This is a genomic window from Pseudomonas muyukensis, assembly GCF_019139535.1.
GTDB classification, from domain to species: domain Bacteria; phylum Pseudomonadota; class Gammaproteobacteria; order Pseudomonadales; family Pseudomonadaceae; genus Aquipseudomonas; species Aquipseudomonas muyukensis.
This window is the reverse complement of record NZ_CP077073.1, coordinates 1,692,315-1,709,268: the sequence shown is the minus strand read 5'-3', so window position 1 is coordinate 1,709,268 and position 16,954 is coordinate 1,692,315. Positions and strand designations below refer to the sequence as shown.

Sequence of the window (16,954 nt, the reverse complement as noted above, 5' to 3'; positions counted from 1 at the left end):
TTAATCGGCCTGGCGACGCAGGAAGGCCGGGATATCCAGGTAGTCCAAGTCATCCTGAGGATTGAGTTTAGCGGCTGCCGCGGCACCTGCGTGGGCCTGGTTGCGCATCACGGTCGGACGCTCCAGGTCACGGTAGTTGACGGCTGGCTGCTCTTGGCGAACCGGCGCCGGGTTGGACGACTCGTACACCTGCTGGGCGGTCTGCAGGGTGTTGTCGACGACCTTGACCGGCTTCTCGATGCGCGCGCCCAGGCCAGTGGCCACCACGGTCACGTGCAGTTCGTCGCGCATGTCCGGGTCGATCACGGTGCCGACCTTGACCATCGCGTGGTCGGAGGCGAAGGCCTCGATGATGCTACCCACGTCGGAGTACTCACCCAGCGACAGGTCGGGACCTGCGGTGATGTTCACCAGGATGCCGCGGGCGCCCTGCAGGTTGACGTCTTCGAGCAGCGGGTTGCGGATCGCCGCCTCGGTGGCTTCGCGCGCACGGTTCGGGCCGCTGGCGCAGCCAGTCCCCATCATGGCCATGCCCATCTCGCCCATCACGGTGCGCACGTCGGCGAAGTCGACGTTGATCATGCCCGGACGCTTGATGATGTCGGAGATACCGCGCACGGCACCGGCCAGCACGTCGTCGGCCTTGGCGAAGGCGGACAAGAGGCTTGCATCCTTGCCCAGGATGGTCAGCAGCTTCTCGTTGGGGATGGTGATCAACGAGTCGACGCTCTCAGCCAGCATGCGGATGCCTTCATCGGCGATCTGCATGCGCTTGCGGCCTTCGAACGGGAACGGACGGGTCACCACCGCAACGGTGAGGATGCCCATTTCCTTGGCCACTTCGGCGATGATCGGCGCAGCACCGGTACCGGTACCGCCGCCCATGCCGGTGGTGATGAACACCATGTTGGTGCCCTGCAGCACTTCGGCGATGCGCTCACGGTCTTCCAGCGCGGCCTGACGGCCGACTTCCGGATTGGCACCGGCACCCAGGCCCTTGGTCACGCCGGTGCCCAATTGCAGGATGGTGCGCGCGCCGATGTTCTTCAGCGCCTGGGCATCGGTGTTGGCGCAGATGAACTCGACGCCTTCGATGTTGCTTTTGACCATGTGGTTGACGGCGTTGCCGCCACCACCGCCGACGCCGATCACCTTGATGACCGGACTTTGCGGGACGTTGTCTACGAGCTCGAACATTTTCCCTCTCCTTACAGTTCTCTAGTTGTCGCGCCTACCACTACTGCTTTGAAACTCAGAAGTTGCTCTGGACCCAACGCTTGAGTCGCTCAAGCACTGGCCCCTTGGGTTCATCGCCATAGCTGTTATTGCTGTTGCTGCTGTTGCTGATACCGGTCAGGGACGGGTCCTCGGACTGCTTCTGCAGGCCGTAGGTGAGCAAGCCCACGCCGGTGGAATAGATCGGGTTGCGCACCACGTCGCTCAGGCCCCGAACACTGTGCGGCACGCCCAGGCGTACCGGCATGTGGAAGATTTCCTCGGCCAGTTCCACGGCGCCTTCCATCTTCGCGGTACCGCCGGTGAGGACGATGCCGGCCGGCACCAGGTCCTCGAAGCCGCTGCGACGCAGCTCGGCCTGGATCAGGGTGAACAGTTCGTCGTAACGCGGCTCGACCACCTCGGCCAGGGCCTGGCGCGACAGTTCGCGCGGTGGGCGGTCGCCGACGCTCGGCACCTTGATGGTCTCGCCGGCACCGGCCAGCTTGGCCAGGGCGCAGGCGTAGCGGATCTTGATCTCCTCGGCGTACTGCGTCGGGGTGCGCAGGGCCATGGCGATGTCGTTGGTGACCTGGTCGCCGGCGATCGGGATCACCGCGGTGTGGCGGATCGCGCCTTCGGTGAAGATGGCGATGTCGGTGGTGCCACCACCGATGTCTACCAGGCACACGCCCAGCTCTTTCTCGTCGTCGGTCAGCACCGAGTAGGCCGAGGCCAGTTGCTCGAGGATGATGTCGTCGATTTCCAGGCCGCAGCGACGCACGCACTTCTCGATGTTCTGCGCCGCGTTGACCGCGCAGGTGACCACGTGGACCTTGGCCTCCAGGCGCACGCCCGACATGCCCAGCGGCTCGCGCACGCCTTCCTGGTTGTCGATCACGTAGTCCTGCGGCAACGTGTGCAGCACGCGCTGGTCGGCCGGGATGGCCACGGCCTGGGCGGCGTCGAGCACGCGCTCGAGGTCGGCGGTGCTGACTTCGCGATCACGAATGGCGACGATGCCGTGGGAGTTCAGGCTGCGGATGTGGTTGCCGGCCACGCCGACGAACGCCGAGTGGATGCGGCAGCCCGCCATTAGCTGGGCCTCCTCGACGGCGCGCTGGATCGACTGCACGGTCGACTCGATGTTCACCACCACGCCCTTCTTCAGGCCGCGCGAAGGGTGGGTGCCGATGCCCACGATCTCCAGGGTACCGTCCTCGCCGACTTCACCCACCAGCGCCACCACCTTGGAGGTGCCGATGTCCAGCCCGACGATCATTTTGCCGCTATGCGCGTTTGCCATGGTCCTGCCTCTCTCTAATTCTTCGCAACGGCGGGTTGGGCCGTCGTCGGTGCATTCGGTTCCCGCCAACCAACGGCAAGTCCGTTGGAATAACGCAGATCGATGCGGGCGATATTGGTGATCTGGTCTTTAAGCGTCTTGTCGTAAATGGCAATGAAACGGCGCATCTTCTCCACCAGGTGGTCGCGCCCCAGCAGCAGCTCGATGCCTGGGCCGGCGCTACCCGCACCAGTGGTCAGGAACCAGCTGCCTCGCTCGCGCAGCTCCAGGCGAGCGATGGAAAAGCCCATGGGGCGCAGCATCTGGCTCAATACCTGATACTGCTGCATGACTGGTTGCTGAGCGCGCTGCGGCCCGAACAGCTGCGGCAGGTGCTCGTAGTTGGCCAGCTCGCGCGGGGTAAAGGCCTGGCCCTGGTTGTTGAGCAAGGCCTCGTCGCCCCAGCGCGCCACCGGCAACTGTTCTTCCAGGCGGATCACCACCTCGTCCGGCCACACCCGGCGCACTTCGGCGTGGGCGATCCAGGGCATCTGCTCGAGCTCGACACGCATGGCCGCAAGGTCCACGGTGAAGAAGCTCGCCGCCACGTAGGGCGCAATGCGCTGTTGCACCGACTGCTGGCTGATGTAGCTGAGGTCGCCCTGCACGTCGATCTTGGTGATCGGCCGGTCGGCATAGGGCATCAGGCGGATGGCGCCTTCATAGGCGCCAAAGCCTGCGGCCACCAGCAGCACCGGCCACAGCAGGCGCTTGAGGCCGCCGAAGTTCGGCCGCGGCAGGCGCGCCGATACGGGCTCGTCGGCCACCAGTCGGCTGGCACCGCGCGGCACCGGCTTGCTGCGGCCGGTGGCGGGTTGCTGCTGACGTATCATCGCGCCTTGCATGATTGCTTAACCTCGCGTCGCTACGCTGTCGGCCAGGATCGCCAGCACCAGTTGCTGGAAGTCCAGGCCGGCCGCGCGGGCCGCCATGGGCACCAGGCTATGGTCGGTCATGCCCGGTGCGGTGTTGACTTCGAGCAGCCAGAAGCGGCCCTGCTCGTCCTGCATCACGTCCAGCCGGCCCCAGCCTTCGATGCCGATGGCATCGCAGGCGCGCGCGGTCAGGTCGATCAGTTCCTGTTCCTTGGCACTGTCCAGGCCGCACGGGATGCGGTACTGGGTGTCATTGGCGATGTACTTGGCGTCGTAGTCGTAGAACACGTGCGGGGTGCCCAGCGCGATCGGCGGCAGCACCTGGCCACGCAACACGGCGATGGTGAACTCCGGGCCATGGATCCACTGCTCGACCAGCACTTGCGAATCGTAGTTGGCGGCGTCTTGCCAGGCCGCGACCAGTTCCTGCTCGCTGTTCACCTTGGCCATGCCGATGCTCGAACCTTCATGGGCAGGTTTGACGATCAGCGGGAAGCCCAGTTCCGCACTGGCTGCCACGCAGTCCTGCGCGCTGGCCAGCACCGCGTGACGCGGCGTCGGAATGCCCAGGCTCTGCCACACCTGCTTGGTGCGCAGCTTGTCCATGGCCAGGGCCGAGGCCAGGATACCGCTGCCGGTGTAGGGAATCCCCAGGCACTCGAGCAGGCCCTGCATGCTGCCGTCTTCACCGCCACGGCCGTGGAGGATGATGAAGGCGCGGTCGATCTTCTCGCTCTGCAGGCGGGTCAGCAGGTCGTCGCCGACGTCGATGGCAACGACGTCGACACCAGCGTTGGTCAGCGCCTCGATCACTGCCTTGCCCGACTTCAGGGAAACCTCGCGCTCGGCACTCTTGCCACCGTACAGCACGGCGACGCGGCCAAAGGCCTTGACGTCCAGGGTCGAGTGCAACTTGTCGTAGGCGCTGGTCATTTCGACTTCTCCTGCTTGGCGCCTGCGAACAGCGGGCTTTTCATCAATTGCGGGGCCAGGCCGCCGACATCGCCGGCACCCTGGCAGATCAGGATGTCGCCGGCGCGCAGCAGCGGCTTGACCAGCGGCGCCAGCTCGGCGCCACGTTCGATGTAGATCGGGTCGAGCTTGCCCCGCTGGCGAATGCTGTGGCACAGCTGGCGGCTGTCGGCACCGGGGATCGGCTCTTCGCCGGCCGGGTAGACCTCCATCAGCAGCAGCACGTTGGCATCGCCCAGCACCTGCACGAAGTCGTCGTACAGATCGCGCGTGCGGCTATAGCGGTGCGGCTGGTAGACGATCACCAGGCGCCGGCTCGGCCAGCCGCCACGCACCGCCTTGATCACCGCGGCGACCTCGGTCGGGTGGTGGCCGTAGTCGTCGACCAGCATCACGCTGCCGCCGTCGACCGGCAGTTCGCCGTACACCTGGAAGCGTCGGCCGACGCCCTGGAAGCCCGACAGGCCCTGGACGATGGCCTCGTCGCTGATGCCTTCGTCGGTAGCGATGGCGATGGTGGCCAAGGCGTTGAGCACGTTGTGGTTGCCGGGCATGTTCACCGACACCTCCAGCGGCTCGCAGTCGCGGCGCAGCACGGTGAAGTGGGTCTGCATGCCCTGCTGGCGGACGTTGATGGCGCGGATGTCGGCCTCTTCGCTGAAGCCATAGGTCACGGTCGGACGCTTGACCTGCGGCAGGATCTCGCGCACCACCGGGTCGTCCAGGCACATCACCGCCAGCCCGTAGAACGGCAGGTTGTGCAGGAACTCGACGAAGGTCTTCTTCAGCTTGTTGAAGTCGCCTTCGTAGGTCGCCATGTGGTCGGCGTCGATGTTGGTGACCACGGCTACCATCGGCTGCAGGTGCAGGAAGCTGGCGTCGCTTTCATCGGCTTCGGCGATCAGGTAGCGGCTGGTGCCCAGCTGGGCATTGGTGCCGGCCGCGGTCAGGCGCCCGCCGATGACGAAGGTCGGGTCCAGGCCGCCGGCGGCGAACACCGAGGCCAGCAGGCTGGTGGTGGTGGTCTTGCCGTGGGTGCCGGCCACTGCCACGCCGTGGCGATAGCGCATCAGCTCGGCGAGCATCTCGGCACGCGGCACCACGGGGATGCGCCGCTCCAGGGCGGTGGCGACTTCCGGGTTGGCCGGGTTGATCGCGCTGGACACCACCAGCACATCGGCGGTGGCGGCGTTCTCGGCACGGTGGCCAACGAAGATCTGCGCGCCGAACGACTGCAGGCGCTCGGTGACCGGCGACTCCTTGAGGTCGGAGCCGGACACTTCATAGCCCAGGTTCAGCAGCACTTCGGCGATGCCGCACATGCCCACGCCGCCGATACCGACGAAGTGGATGCGACGGATGCGGCCCATCTTCGGTTGCGGCATGGCTTTCTGGCTTTCAACCATGGGCCACCTCCAGGCAGATATCGACCACGGTGCTGGTTGCATCAGGCTTGGCCAGGCGCCGTGCGGTGCCAGCCATGGTGTTGAGTTTCTCGGGTTGCATCAGCACCTCGTTCAGGCGTTCAGCGAGCTGCGCTGCGCCAGTTGTCGCTTGTGGCATCAGGAAGGCGGCGCCTTCACGAGCCAGGTATTGGGCGTTGTGGGTCTGGTGGTCGTCGATCGCGTGGGGCAAGGGCACCAGCATCGAGGGCAGGCCCGCCGCCGCGAGTTCGCTGACCGTCAGGGCGCCGGCCCGGCACACCACCATATCGGCCCAGCCATAGGCGTGGGCCATGTCCTTGATGAACGGTTCCACCTGGGCCTCGACGCCTGCCTCGCGATAACGCTCGGCAGTGATCGGCGCATGGTTTTTCCCGGCCTGGTGGAACACCTCCGGGCGCAGGTTCGCCGCCACTTCGGACAGGGCCTTAGGCAACAATTTGTTCAATGGTTCCGCACCCAGGCTGCCACCCATCACCAGCAGGCGCGCGCGGCGCTCGGCCAGGGGCGCGCGTGCCGCGTCCATGAACAGCTCGGGGCGCACCGGGTTACCGGTGGTGCGCAGCTTGTCGCTGGCGGCGAAGGTGTCGGGGAAGGCCTGGCAGACCCGCGCCGCCATCGGCAGCAGCAGGCGGTTGCTGGTCCCCGCGCGGGCGTTCTGCTCGTGGATCACCAGCGGCACGCCGCACAGCCGCGCGGCCAGGCCGCCAGGGCCGGTCACGTAGCCACCGAAGCCGACCACGCACACCGGCTTGAGTTCACGCACGATGCGCCGCGCCTGGAGCACCGCCTTGACCAGGGTGAACGGCGCCTTGAGCAGGGACAGCTTGCCCTTGCCACGCAGGCCCGTAACCTGGATCAGGTGCAACGGCAACCCGGCCTGGGGCACCAGTTCGTTCTCGATGCCGCGCGGGGTACCCAGCCAGTGCACGCGGTAGCCACGTGCCTGGAACTCGCGGGCGCAGGCCAGGGCCGGGAACACGTGGCCACCGGTACCGCCGGCCATGATCAGGACATTTTTGCCGTCAGCGGCCATGGCTGGTCTCCTCGGCAAAATCGCTCTCGTTGAATTCGTGCTCTTCGCTGCCCAGGTGCGTGCGGCTCTCCCACTCGATCCGCAGCAACAGCCCCACGCAGGCGCAGCAGATCACCAGCGAGCTGCCGCCATAGCTCAGGAACGGCAGGGTCAGGCCCTTGGTCGGCAGCAGGCCGACGTTCACCCCGATGTTGATCAGGAACTGGCCGATCCACAGGAACGACAAGCCGAACGCCATGTAGGCGGCGAAGAACTGCTTGGCCTTCTCGGCCCACAGGCCGATGTACAGCGCGCGCACGGTGATGAACACGAACAGCGCGATGGTCAGCAGCGAGCCGATCACCCCCAGCTCCTCGGCCAGTACCGAGAACACGAAGTCGGTGTGCGCCTCGGGCAGGTAGAACTGCTTCTGCACGCTGTTGCCCAGGCCCACGCCCAGCCACTCGCCGCGACCGAAGGCGATCAGCGCCTGGGTCAGCTGGTAGCCGGAGCCGAACTGGTCGGACCAGGGGTCGGTGAAGGTGATCAGGCGCGCCATCCGGTACGGCTGGGCCTGCACCAGCACCACCACCGATATCACCGCCAGCACCACCATCAGCGAGAAGCGGAACAAGCCCACCCCTCCGAGGAACAGCATGGCCGCCGCCGCGCCCATCATCACCACCGTGGCGCCGAAGTCCGGCTCCATCAGCAGCAGCCCGGCCATCGGCAACAGCACGATGAACGGCTTGAAGAAGCCCATCCAGCTCTCGCGCACCTCGGTCTGCCGGCGCACCAGGTAACCGGCGAGGTAGATCACCACGAAGACCTTGGCGATCTCCGAAGGCTGGACGTTGAAGAAACTGAAGCCGATCCAGCGCATCGAGCCGTTCACTTCGCGGCCGATACCGGGCACCAGCACCATCACCAGCAGGCCGAAGGCGCCGATCAGCATCATGAAGCCCATGCGTTGCCAGGTGGCGATCGGCACCAGGATGGTCAGCACCCCGGCGCCGAGGCCCAGGGCGACATACACCAGGTGGCGGAACATGTGGTACAGCGGGTTGCCCGACTGCACCGCGGCCACTTCCGAGGAGGCCGAGGTGATCATCACCAGGCCCAGGCCCAGCAGTGCCAGGCAACCGGCCAGCAGCGGGAAGTCGAGGTCGATGCCACGGCCGCTGATCAGCGGCGACGGGTAAGGCTTGAGGATGCCGAAGATCATGCCAGCGCCTCCGCCGCCTGGGCGAACAGGCGCCCGCGTTGTTCGAAGTTCTTGAACATGTCGAGGCTGGCGCAGGCCGGCGACAGCAGCACCGCATCCCCCGGCTGGGCCAGTTCGGCGCAGCGCTGCACGGCTTCGTCCAGGGTCTGCACGTGCACCAGCAGCACGGCATCCTTGAGCGTTTCGGCCAGGCGCTCGGCATCACGGCCCAGCAGCACCACAGCGCGGCAATGCTGCGCCACCGGTGCGCGCAGGGCGGCAAAGTCGGCACCCTTGCCATCACCGCCGGCAATCAGCACCAGCTTGCCGTCGATATCGGCCCCCAGGCCTTCGATGGCAGCCAGGGCAGCGCCGACGTTGGTGGCCTTGGAATCGTCGTACCAGTTCACCCCGTTACGCTCACGGACCCACTGGCAGCGGTGCGCCAGGCCCTTGAACTCACGCAAGGCCTCGAGCATCGGCGCGAACGGCAATCCGCCGGCATGGCCCAGGGCCAGGGCGGCCAAGGCGTTGCTCTGGTTATGGGCGCCACGAATCTTCAGCTCACGCACGGGCATCAGGGTCTGGAATTCGAATGCCAGGTGTTTCTCACCATCGACTTCGCGCAGGCCAAAAGCCTTGAAATCCGGGGCATTGAGGCCAAAGGTCCAGCACGGCCGACCTTCGACCGGCAGCGGCCGGCTGAGGGCGTCCTGGCGGTTCACCACCACCTGGCGCGCCCCGCGGAAGATTCTGTGCTTGGCCAGGTGATAGGCCGGCAGGCCGCTGTAGCGGTCCATGTGGTCTTCGCTGACATTGAGCACGGTGGCGACTTCGGCATTGAGCTGGTCGGTGGTCTCCAGCTGGAAACTCGACAGCTCCATCACATAGAGCTCGACGCTGTCGTCGAGCAGGTCCAGTGCCGGGGTGCCGAGGTTGCCACCCACTGCCACACGTTTGCCTGCCTTGGCGGCCATCTCGCCGACCAGGGTGGTCACGGTGCTCTTGGCGTTGGAACCACTGATCGCCACGATCGGCGCCTTGGCATGACGGGCGAACAGCTCGATATCGCCAGACAGCTTCACGCCGCGCGCGGCGGCCTGCTGCAGGGCCGGAGTGGCCAGGGCCAGGCCGGGGCTCACGTACAGCTCGTTGGCACGGCAGAGGAACTCGACGTCCAGCTCGCCACAGCGCACTTCCACCTGCGGGTATTCACGGCGCAGGGTGTCCAGTTCCGGCGGTTGCTCGCGGGTGTCGGCGACCGCAAAGGCAATGCCCCGGTTCGCCAGGAAGCGAACCAGGGACATGCCGCTCTTGCCGAGGCCGACAACGATGCGGAATTGGTCGGAAGCGATCAGTGACACGCTCGTTTACCTCAGTTTCAGGGTGGCAAGGCCGATCAGCACCAGGATCACGGTGATGATCCAGAAGCGGACGATCACCCGAGGCTCGGGCCAGCCCTTGAGTTCAAAGTGGTGGTGAATCGGCGCCATGCGGAACACGCGCTTGCCGGTCAGCTTGAAGGAGGCCACCTGGATGACCACCGACAGGGTTTCCATGACGAACACGCCGCCCATGATGAACAGCACGATTTCCTGGCGCACGATCACCGCGATGGTGCCCAGCGCGGCGCCCAGCGCCAGGGCGCCGACGTCGCCCATGAACACCTGGGCCGGGTAGGTGTTGAACCACAGGAAGCCCAGGCCGGCGCCGATCAGCGCGCCGCAGAACACGATCAGCTCGCCGGCGCCCGGCACGTAGGGGATCAGCAGGTATTCGGCGAACTTCACGTTGCCCGACAGGTAGCAGAAGATGCCCAGGGCACCGCCGACCATCACCGTCGGCATGATCGCCAGGCCATCGAGGCCGTCGGTGAGGTTGACCGCGTTGCTCGAGCCGACGATGACGAAATAGGTGAGCACGATGAACCCGGCACCCAGCGGAATGGCCAGGTCCTTGACCATCGGGATGATCAGCGTGGTTTCGACGCTGGTCGGCGCGGTCTGGTAGAGGAAGATCGCCGCCGCCAGGCCAAATACCGATTGCCAGAAATACTTCCAGCGGCTCGGCAGGCCACGGGAGTTCTTCTCGATCACCTTGCGGTAGTCGTCGACCCAGCCGATGGCGCCGAACGCCAGGGTGACGATCAGCACCACCCACACATAACGGTTGCTCAGGTCGGCCCACAGCAGGGTGCTGATGGCGATGGCCGACAGGATCAGCGCACCGCCCATGGTCGGGGTGCCGGACTTGGACAGGTGCGATTGCGGGCCGTCGTTACGCACGGCCTGGCCGATCTGGCGGATCTGCAGGGTACGAATCATCCAGGGGCCCAGCCACAGGGCCAGGGACAACGCGGTCAGCACACCCAGGATCCCGCGCAGGGTCAGGTACTGGAAGACCGCGAAGCCCTTGTGGAACTGTTGCAGATACTCGGCCAACAGCAGCAGCATTAATGTTTCTCCCCGCAAGCTTCGCACAAGGCTGCCACGACGTTTTCCATCGCAGCGCTGCGCGAGCCCTTGATCAAGATAGTGGTATCGCTGGCGGTCTCGGCGCTAACGGCATCGATCAGCTCAGCTTGAGTAGCGAAATGGCGGGCATTGGCGCCAAACGCCTGAACAGCATGGGCCATGTTGGTGCCCACCGCGTACAGCGCGTCGACCTTGCCGCGGGCGTAGTCGCCCACTTGCCGGTGACCTTCCTCGGCCCATTGCCCCAGCTCGCCGATATCCCCGAGCACCAGGACGGTGCGGCCGGAAAAGCCGGCGAGTATATCAATGGCGGCGCACATCGAGGTGGGATTTGCGTTGTAGCTGTCGTCGATCACGCGCACGCCGTTCGCGGCGATCTGCGCCACGGTGCGACCCTTGACCGGTTGCACGGCGCCCAGGCCCGCGGCGATACCGCTCAGGCTCAGACCGACAGCGTGGGCGGCAGCGGCAGCGGCCAGGGCGTTGCTGACGTTGTGGGTGCCGAGCAGGTTCAGTTGCACCGGGACGCTGCCGTCCGGGCCGTGCAGGGTGAACGATGGGCAGCCACGGGCATCGCGACCAATGTCACTGGCATGGAAGTCGGCCTGTGGGTTGTCCAGGGCGAAGCTGACGACACGGTGACTGCCGGCACGCTTGCGCCAGATATCGAACGCCTTGTCGGCCAGGTTGAGGATGGCCGTGCCGCCCTCGCCCAGGCCTTCGAGGATCTCGCCCTTGGCTTCGACGATCTTTTCCGGGCCGCCGAACTCGCCGACGTGGGCGGTTCCAGCGTTATTGATGATGACCACCTGCGGCCGGGTGAGGCCGACGGTGTAGCGGATCTCGCCAATGCGCGACGCGCCCAGTTCAATTACAGCAGCGCTGTGCTCCGGGGCGATCTCCAGCAGGGTCAGCGGCGCGCCAAGGTCGTTGTTCAGGTTGCCGCGGGTGGCATGCACCGGGCCGCGGGTACGCAGGATCGCGGCAAGCATTTCCTTGACCGTGGTCTTGCCGCTGGAGCCGGTGATGGCCACCACCGGCTTGTCGAAGCCGGCACGGTTCAGCGCGCCAAGCTGGCCGAGGGCGACGCGGCAGTCGGCGACCACCAATTGCGGCAGATCGACATCGGTGATTTCGCGCTCGACCAGCGCGGCGACCGCACCCTTGGCCTTCACATCGGCCAGGTAGTCGTGGCCATCGAAGCGCGGCCCGCTGAGGGCGACGAACAGTTGGCCGGCAGCGACGCTGCGGCTGTCGATGCTGACGCCGGTGAAGCAGGCGTCGGCGCCTGCCAGGCGTGCTTTCAACGCAGCAGTCAGCTGGCTGAGCATCATGGGCTTAAGCATGTGGAGCCTCCCAGGCGGCAAGGGCCTTCTCGGCTTCGACCAAATCGGAGAAGTCATGGCGCTGGCCATTGATCTCCTGGTAATCCTCGTGCCCCTTGCCGGCCAGCACGATCACATCCTCGGCAGCCGCAGTGGCGACCAGGTGGGCAATGGCCTGGCCACGGCCAGCGACGAACTCCACGCTGTCGGGTTGGGCAAAGCCGGGGCGAATGTCATCGAAGATGCGCTGCGGATCTTCGGTACGCGGGTTGTCATCAGTCACCAGTACACGATCGGCCAGGCGCTCGGCCACCGCAGCCATCAGCGGGCGCTTGCCGGCGTCACGATCACCACCACAGCCGAACAGGCACAGCAACTTGCCGTGGGCGTGCGGGCGCAAGGCCTCCAGCACCTTTTCCAGGGCATCAGGGGTGTGGGCGTAGTCGACCACTACCAACGGCTTGTCACCGCCACCCAGGCGCTGCATGCGACCGACCGGGCCTTGCAGCTGCGGGGTGATTTTCAGGATCTCGTCCAGCGAATAATCCAGCGCCAGCAAGGTCGCCACCGCCGCCAGCATGTTGCTCAGATTGAAGCGCCCCAGCAGTTGGCTGCGCAGGCTGCGTTCGCCCTGCGCGGTGACGAGGGTAGCCCGTACGCCATCATCGTCGAACGTGGCCTCGCGGCAGAACAGCGAAGCGTCCGGGTTTTCCAGGCTGTAGCTGAGCAACCGGGTCTCGATATGATCGGTACTCGGGCGGCGGGCGAAGTCGGCAGCCAGGCGGCGGCCAAAGGCATCGTCCAGGTTGACCACCTGGCAACGCAGGCTCGGCCAGGCGAACAGCTTGGCCTTGGCGGCCTCGTAGGCCTCCATGCTGCCGTGATAGTCCAGGTGATCGCGCGACAGGTTGGTCATCACCGCGATATCGAACTCCAGCGCGGCGACGCGCCCTTGCTCGAGGGCGTGAGAGGACACTTCCATGGCCACGGCCCTGGCACCCGTTTTTTTCAGGTCGTTGAGGGTCGACTGCACGGCGATGGGGTCTGGCGTGGTCAGGCGGCCGCTCTGCAATTCACCGTAGAAGCCGGTGCCCAGGGTGCCGATCAGCCCGCAACGCTGACCAAGGGCATCGAGCGCCTGGGCTACCAGCTGAGTGACGCTGGTCTTGCCATTGGTGCCGGTGACACCCACCAGGTTCATCTGGCGGCTGGGCTCGCCATAGAAGCGACCGGCGATCTGCGACAGCTGGCCGATCAGCCCCTTGACCGGGATCAGCGGCGCGTCGGTAATCGGCAACACGCAGGTGCCCTGCTCTTCATAGGCGACCGCGGCGGCGCCACGGGACAGCGCGTCGGCAATATGCTCACGGCCGTCGACCTTGGCGCCCGGCACGGCGAGGAACAGATCGCCCTGGCGCACCTGGCGGCTGTCCAGGGTCAGCTCGCGGATCAACGGATCGCGGCTGGCATGGGCGAACAATTTGCTCAATGGCATCGTCATCAACCACGCCCTCCCTTGGCGGGTACTGCGCTGGCTTGCTGCGTCGAGGACGGCGGCAGGTTGTCCGGCGGTACATTCATCAGGCGCAGGGTGCCCGACATCACTTTGCTGAAGACCGGGGCCGAGACCAGGCCACCGAAGTAGCCGCCCTTGCTCGGCTCGTCGATGACCACGACGATCGCGTAGCGCGGGTCGCTCATCGGGCCGAAGCCGGCGAACAGCGAGCGGTAGGCGTTCTCGGTGTAGCCCTTGGAACCCACGGTGGCTTTACGGGCCGTACCCGACTTGCCGCCTACGTGGTAGAACGGCACCTGCGCGCGGAACACCCCGCGCGGCGCCTCGATCACTTGCTGGAGCATGCCCTGCACGGTCTCGGCGGTTTCCTTGGGGATCGCCTGCACCGCTTCCGGGGCCTTGTCGACCTTGAGGATCGACAGCGGCACCATCTTGCCGTCGTTGGCCAGGGCGGCGTAGGCATGCACCAGTTGCAGGGCGGTCACCGACACGCCGTAGCCATAGGACAGCGTGGCGGTCTCGGCCTTGCGCCACTCGCGGTGGTTGGGCAGGTTGCCGACGCGCTCGCCGGGGAAGCCAAGGCCGGTGTACTGGCCCAGGCCGACCTGGGACATGACCCGGTAGATGGCTTCGCCACCGATATCGAAGGCGATCTTGCTCATGCCGACGTTGGACGAGTTGATCAGGATGCCGGTCAGGTCGAGGATCGGGCCCTCGCTGCGCGACACGTCCTTGATGGTGTAGCGGCCGATCTGCAGGCTGCCCGGGTATACCTCGACCTTGTCGGTGACCTTCCAGCGGCCGCTTTGCAGGGCGGCGCTCATGGAAATCGGCTTGACCGTCGAGCCCGGCTCGAACACGTCGATGATCGCCCGGTTGCGCATCGCGGCGGGGAACATGCTGCGGCGGTTGTTCGGGTTGTAGGTCGGCTGGTTGACCATGGCCAGGACTTCGCCGGTCTTGACGTCCATGATCACCAGGCTGCCGGCCTTGGCTTCCTGCTCGGCGATGGCGTTGCGCAGCTCGCGGGTGGCCAGGTACTGCAGGCGCAGGTCTATCGACAACGCCAAGGTCTTTCCGGCCTTGGCGTTCTTGGTAACCTGGATGTCCTTGATCAGCCGGCCGCGCCGGTCCTTGATCACCTGGCGCTTGCCGGGCACCCCGGCGAGCCATTCGTCGTAGGCCAGCTCCACACCCTCGCGGCCGTGGTCGTCAAGGTCGGTGAAGCCGACCATGTGCGCGGTGACATCACCGGCCGGGTAGAAGCGGCGGAACTCTTCCAGGCCATAGACGCCCGGCACCTTGAGGTCGAGCACGTGCTGGCCCTGCTCAGGGGTCAGGCCACGGACCAGGTAGATGAATTCCTTGTTGGCCTGCTGGGTGAGGCGCTCGACCAGCTGCTGCGGGTTCTGCCCCAGCGCGGCGGCCAGTTGCGGCCAGCGCTCTTTCGAGGCCTGCATTTCCTTGGGGTTGGCCCACAGGGTGGTGACCGGGGTACTGACGGCCAGGGGCTCGCCATTGCGGTCGGTGATCAGGCCGCGGTGCGCAGGGATTGGAATGTGCCGCAGGCTGCGGGCATCGCCCTGGCCCTTGAGGAAGTCGCGGTCGACTACCTGCAGGTCGATGATGCGCCAGCAGATGGCACCGACCATCAATGCCAGCAAGCCGATCACCACCCGGAAGCGCCAGGGGTAGAGTGCGCCTTCGAGCTTCATCATGGCGCCACCATCCGCACTTCGTCAGCCGCCGGCACGCGCATCTTGAGCTGCTCGGAGGCCAGGCTCTCGATGCGGCTGGCCGCGGTCCAGGTGCTTTGCTCGAGGATCAGCCGGCCCCATTCGGCCTGGGCCTTGTCGCGCTCGCTCAGCTCGCCGTAAAGGGTGTTGAGCAACTGACGGTTCCAGTGCGCGCTGTAGGACACGGCGATAGCCGAAATCAGCACGCCGACGAACAGCAGAAGCATCAGGAAGCTTCCGCCTGGCAATGGCTTGGCGAACAGCCGGCTCACCGCAACTTCTCCGCCACCCGCATCACGGCGCTGCGCGACCGCGGGTTGGCCTTGAGCTCGGCATCGGAGGCGAACTGCGCCTTGCCGATGAGCTTGATCTTCGGCTCGAAGACCTTGTGCTGCACCGGCAGGTTGCGCGGCAGGTTGTCCGCCTCGCCCTTGACCAGCTTGCGCATGAACAGCTTGACGATACGGTCTTCCAGCGAGTGGAAGCTGATCACCGCCAGGCGGCCACCGACTTCAAGGGCATCGAGCGCAGCCTCAAGGCCGGTCTCGAGGTCGCCCAGTTCATTATTGACGTGGATTCGCAGGCCCTGGAAGGCGCGGGTCGCCGGGTTCTTGCCCTTTTCCCAGGCCGGGTTGGCGACTTTGAGCACCTCGGCCAGATCGGCGGTACGGGTGAACGGCTGCTTCTCGCGGCGCTCGACCACGGCGCGCGCCATGCGGCCGGCAAAACGCTCCTCGCCGTATTCCTTGAACACCCGGGCAATTTCTTCGACGGTGGCAGTGGCGATGAACTCGGCGGCGCTGACGCCCTGGGCAGGGTTCATGCGCATGTCCAGCGGGCCGTCGTTGAGGAAGCTGAAGCCGCGCTCGGGGTCATCCAGCTGTGGCGAGGACACACCCAGGTCGAGCAGCACGCCACTGACCTTGCCGTCCAGGCCGCGGGCGCGCACTTCGTCGCCAAGCTCGGCAAAGCTGCGCTGCACAATGACAAAGCGGCCGTCTTCGGCCGCCAGCGCTTGCCCGGTGGCAATCGCCTGAGGATCCTTGTCGAACCCCAGCAGCCGCCCCTGTGGCCCGAGCTTGCTGAGGATCAGGCGGCTGTGGCCGCCACGCCCGAAGGTGCCGTCCAGATAGCAACCGTCGGCGCGCAAGGCCAATGCCTCGACAGCTTCGTCGAGCAGGACGGTGATGTGGTTGAAGCCGCTATCTATGGTCACAGGATCAGGTCACGCAAATCATCGGGCATGGCGCCCGGTTGTTGAATAGCTGCGAGGTCGGCTGCCGAAACCGCGTTCCAGGCATCCTCATCCCACAGCTGGAATTTGTTCAGCTGCCCCACCAGCATCGCCTTCTTGTCCAGCTTGGCGTACTCACGCAGGCGTGGCGGCACCAGGAAACGCCCACTGCCATCGAGCTCCAGGTCCACCGCATTACCGATCAGCAAACGCTGCAGGCGGCGGTTTTCCTCACGCAACGATGGCAAGGCGCGCAACTTGGCTTCTATCTGTTCCCACTCATCGAGGGGATAAACACACAAGCAGGGGTCAACGGCGTCGATGGTCACGATCAGTTGACCATTGCAACGCGAATCGAGCTCGTCACGGTACCGGCTCGGCATGGCGAGACGGCCCTTGGCATCGAGACTGACGGCGTTGGCTCCGCGGAACACGGCTGCGATTCCCCACAATGTTAGCTTTTTTGTGTCAGAAAACCCACTTCATCCCACTTTCTGCCACTTGCGCACACTATAGGAATCCGCCCGCCACACCGTCAAGGCACGTTCATAAGGAAATCCCTTACAGGACGGCGATTTAGCGCAACAAAAGAAGGCCGAAG

The 16,954-nt window shown here is 65.7% G+C and carries 15 protein-coding genes; all 15 read right to left on the bottom strand.

What is annotated here, in order from left to right; all coding sequences use genetic code 11:
• From ftsZ to mraZ, 15 genes are read right to left on the bottom strand one after another with little or no spacing between them, the layout of a single operon-like run.
• Positions 1-1,197, bottom strand: a complete 1,197-nt coding sequence (gene ftsZ, locus KSS95_RS07745; RefSeq protein ID WP_134691050.1) for a cell division protein FtsZ — start codon at positions 1,195-1,197, stop codon at positions 1-3.
• A 55-nt stretch (positions 1,198-1,252) separates the two neighbouring features.
• Positions 1,253-2,521 carry a cell division protein FtsA gene (gene ftsA / locus KSS95_RS07740; protein ID WP_134691051.1) on the bottom strand — a complete coding sequence of 423 codons (1,269 nt, stop codon included), beginning with the start codon at positions 2,519-2,521 and terminating at the stop codon, positions 1,253-1,255.
• Between the two features lie 14 nt (positions 2,522-2,535).
• Positions 2,536-3,405: a cell division protein FtsQ/DivIB gene (locus KSS95_RS07735; protein WP_217853014.1), complete on the bottom strand. Its 870-nt coding sequence runs from the start codon at positions 3,403-3,405 to the stop codon at positions 2,536-2,538.
• Positions 3,406-3,411: 6 nt separating this feature from the next.
• Complete coding sequence (locus tag KSS95_RS07730) at positions 3,412-4,368, bottom strand: D-alanine--D-alanine ligase (protein WP_217853012.1); 957 nt, start codon at positions 4,366-4,368, stop codon at positions 3,412-3,414.
• A complete protein-coding gene (gene murC, locus KSS95_RS07725) occupies positions 4,365-5,813 on the bottom strand; it encodes a UDP-N-acetylmuramate--L-alanine ligase (protein WP_134691057.1) in 1,449 nt (482 codons plus the stop codon). The genes KSS95_RS07730 and murC overlap by 4 nt, the downstream gene beginning before the upstream one ends.
• The gene (gene murG, locus KSS95_RS07720; protein ID WP_217853011.1) at positions 5,806-6,885 is read right to left on the bottom strand and encodes an undecaprenyldiphospho-muramoylpentapeptide beta-N-acetylglucosaminyltransferase; all 1,080 of its coding nucleotides are present in this window, start codon (positions 6,883-6,885) and stop codon (positions 5,806-5,808) included. The genes murC and murG overlap by 8 nt, the downstream gene beginning before the upstream one ends.
• Positions 6,875-8,089, bottom strand: coding sequence for a putative lipid II flippase FtsW (gene ftsW / locus KSS95_RS07715; protein ID WP_134691061.1), 1,215 nt, complete (start codon positions 8,087-8,089; stop codon positions 6,875-6,877). Before ftsW ends, murG begins: the two co-directional genes overlap by 11 nt.
• On the bottom strand, positions 8,086-9,432 hold the full coding sequence (murD, locus tag KSS95_RS07710) for a UDP-N-acetylmuramoyl-L-alanine--D-glutamate ligase (protein WP_217853009.1): 1,347 nt from the start codon (positions 9,430-9,432) through the stop codon (positions 8,086-8,088). The genes ftsW and murD overlap by 4 nt, the downstream gene beginning before the upstream one ends.
• A gap of 6 nt (positions 9,433-9,438) precedes the next feature.
• Positions 9,439-10,521 (bottom strand): phospho-N-acetylmuramoyl-pentapeptide-transferase, encoded by a 1,083-nt coding sequence (mraY, locus tag KSS95_RS07705; protein ID WP_134691063.1) that lies wholly within the window; start codon positions 10,519-10,521, stop codon positions 9,439-9,441.
• Positions 10,521-11,888 (bottom strand): UDP-N-acetylmuramoyl-tripeptide--D-alanyl-D-alanine ligase, encoded by a 1,368-nt coding sequence (locus tag KSS95_RS07700; protein ID WP_217853007.1) that lies wholly within the window; start codon positions 11,886-11,888, stop codon positions 10,521-10,523. The genes mraY and KSS95_RS07700 overlap by 1 nt, the downstream gene beginning before the upstream one ends.
• Positions 11,881-13,368, bottom strand: a complete 1,488-nt coding sequence (gene murE, locus KSS95_RS07695) for a UDP-N-acetylmuramoyl-L-alanyl-D-glutamate--2,6-diaminopimelate ligase (protein ID WP_217853005.1) — start codon at positions 13,366-13,368, stop codon at positions 11,881-11,883. The genes KSS95_RS07700 and murE overlap by 8 nt, the downstream gene beginning before the upstream one ends.
• Entirely contained in the window at positions 13,368-15,098 is a 1,731-nt protein-coding gene (locus tag KSS95_RS07690) for a peptidoglycan D,D-transpeptidase FtsI family protein (RefSeq protein WP_167659463.1), read from the bottom strand. Before KSS95_RS07690 ends, murE begins: the two co-directional genes overlap by 1 nt.
• Positions 15,098-15,391 carry a cell division protein FtsL gene (ftsL, locus tag KSS95_RS07685; RefSeq protein ID WP_134691069.1) on the bottom strand — a complete coding sequence of 98 codons (294 nt, stop codon included), beginning with the start codon at positions 15,389-15,391 and terminating at the stop codon, positions 15,098-15,100. Before ftsL ends, KSS95_RS07690 begins: the two co-directional genes overlap by 1 nt.
• Positions 15,388-16,335 carry a 16S rRNA (cytosine(1402)-N(4))-methyltransferase RsmH gene (gene rsmH, locus KSS95_RS07680; protein ID WP_437179581.1) on the bottom strand — a complete coding sequence of 316 codons (948 nt, stop codon included), beginning with the start codon at positions 16,333-16,335 and terminating at the stop codon, positions 15,388-15,390. Before rsmH ends, ftsL begins: the two co-directional genes overlap by 4 nt.
• Complete coding sequence (gene mraZ / locus KSS95_RS07675) at positions 16,332-16,787, bottom strand: division/cell wall cluster transcriptional repressor MraZ (RefSeq protein ID WP_011535546.1); 456 nt, start codon at positions 16,785-16,787, stop codon at positions 16,332-16,334. Before mraZ ends, rsmH begins: the two co-directional genes overlap by 4 nt.
• Between the last annotated feature and the right edge of the window lie 167 nt (positions 16,788-16,954).

Excerpts from the sequence above, each read along its gene's own strand:
- ftsW (WP_134691061.1), bottom strand. The coding sequence starts at position 8,089 with ATGATCTTCGGCATCCTCAAGCCTTACCCGTCGCCGCTGATCAGCGGC.
- murE (WP_217853005.1), bottom strand. The coding sequence starts at position 13,368 with ATGACGATGCCATTGAGCAAATTGTTCGCCCATGCCAGCCGCGATCCG.
- KSS95_RS07730 (WP_217853012.1), bottom strand. The coding sequence starts at position 4,368 with ATGACCAGCGCCTACGACAAGTTGCACTCGACCCTGGACGTCAAGGCC.
- murG (WP_217853011.1), bottom strand. The coding sequence starts at position 6,885 with ATGGCCGCTGACGGCAAAAATGTCCTGATCATGGCCGGCGGTACCGGT.
- mraY (WP_134691063.1), bottom strand. The coding sequence starts at position 10,521 with ATGCTGCTGCTGTTGGCCGAGTATCTGCAACAGTTCCACAAGGGCTTC.
- ftsZ (WP_134691050.1), bottom strand. The coding sequence starts at position 1,197 with ATGTTCGAGCTCGTAGACAACGTCCCGCAAAGTCCGGTCATCAAGGTG.
- murC (WP_134691057.1), bottom strand. The coding sequence starts at position 5,813 with ATGGTTGAAAGCCAGAAAGCCATGCCGCAACCGAAGATGGGCCGCATC.
- ftsA (WP_134691051.1), bottom strand. The coding sequence starts at position 2,521 with ATGGCAAACGCGCATAGCGGCAAAATGATCGTCGGGCTGGACATCGGC.
- KSS95_RS07735 (WP_217853014.1), bottom strand. The coding sequence starts at position 3,405 with ATGCAAGGCGCGATGATACGTCAGCAGCAACCCGCCACCGGCCGCAGC.
- KSS95_RS07690 (WP_167659463.1), bottom strand. The coding sequence starts at position 15,098 with ATGAAGCTCGAAGGCGCACTCTACCCCTGGCGCTTCCGGGTGGTGATC.
- KSS95_RS07700 (WP_217853007.1), bottom strand. The coding sequence starts at position 11,888 with ATGCTTAAGCCCATGATGCTCAGCCAGCTGACTGCTGCGTTGAAAGCA.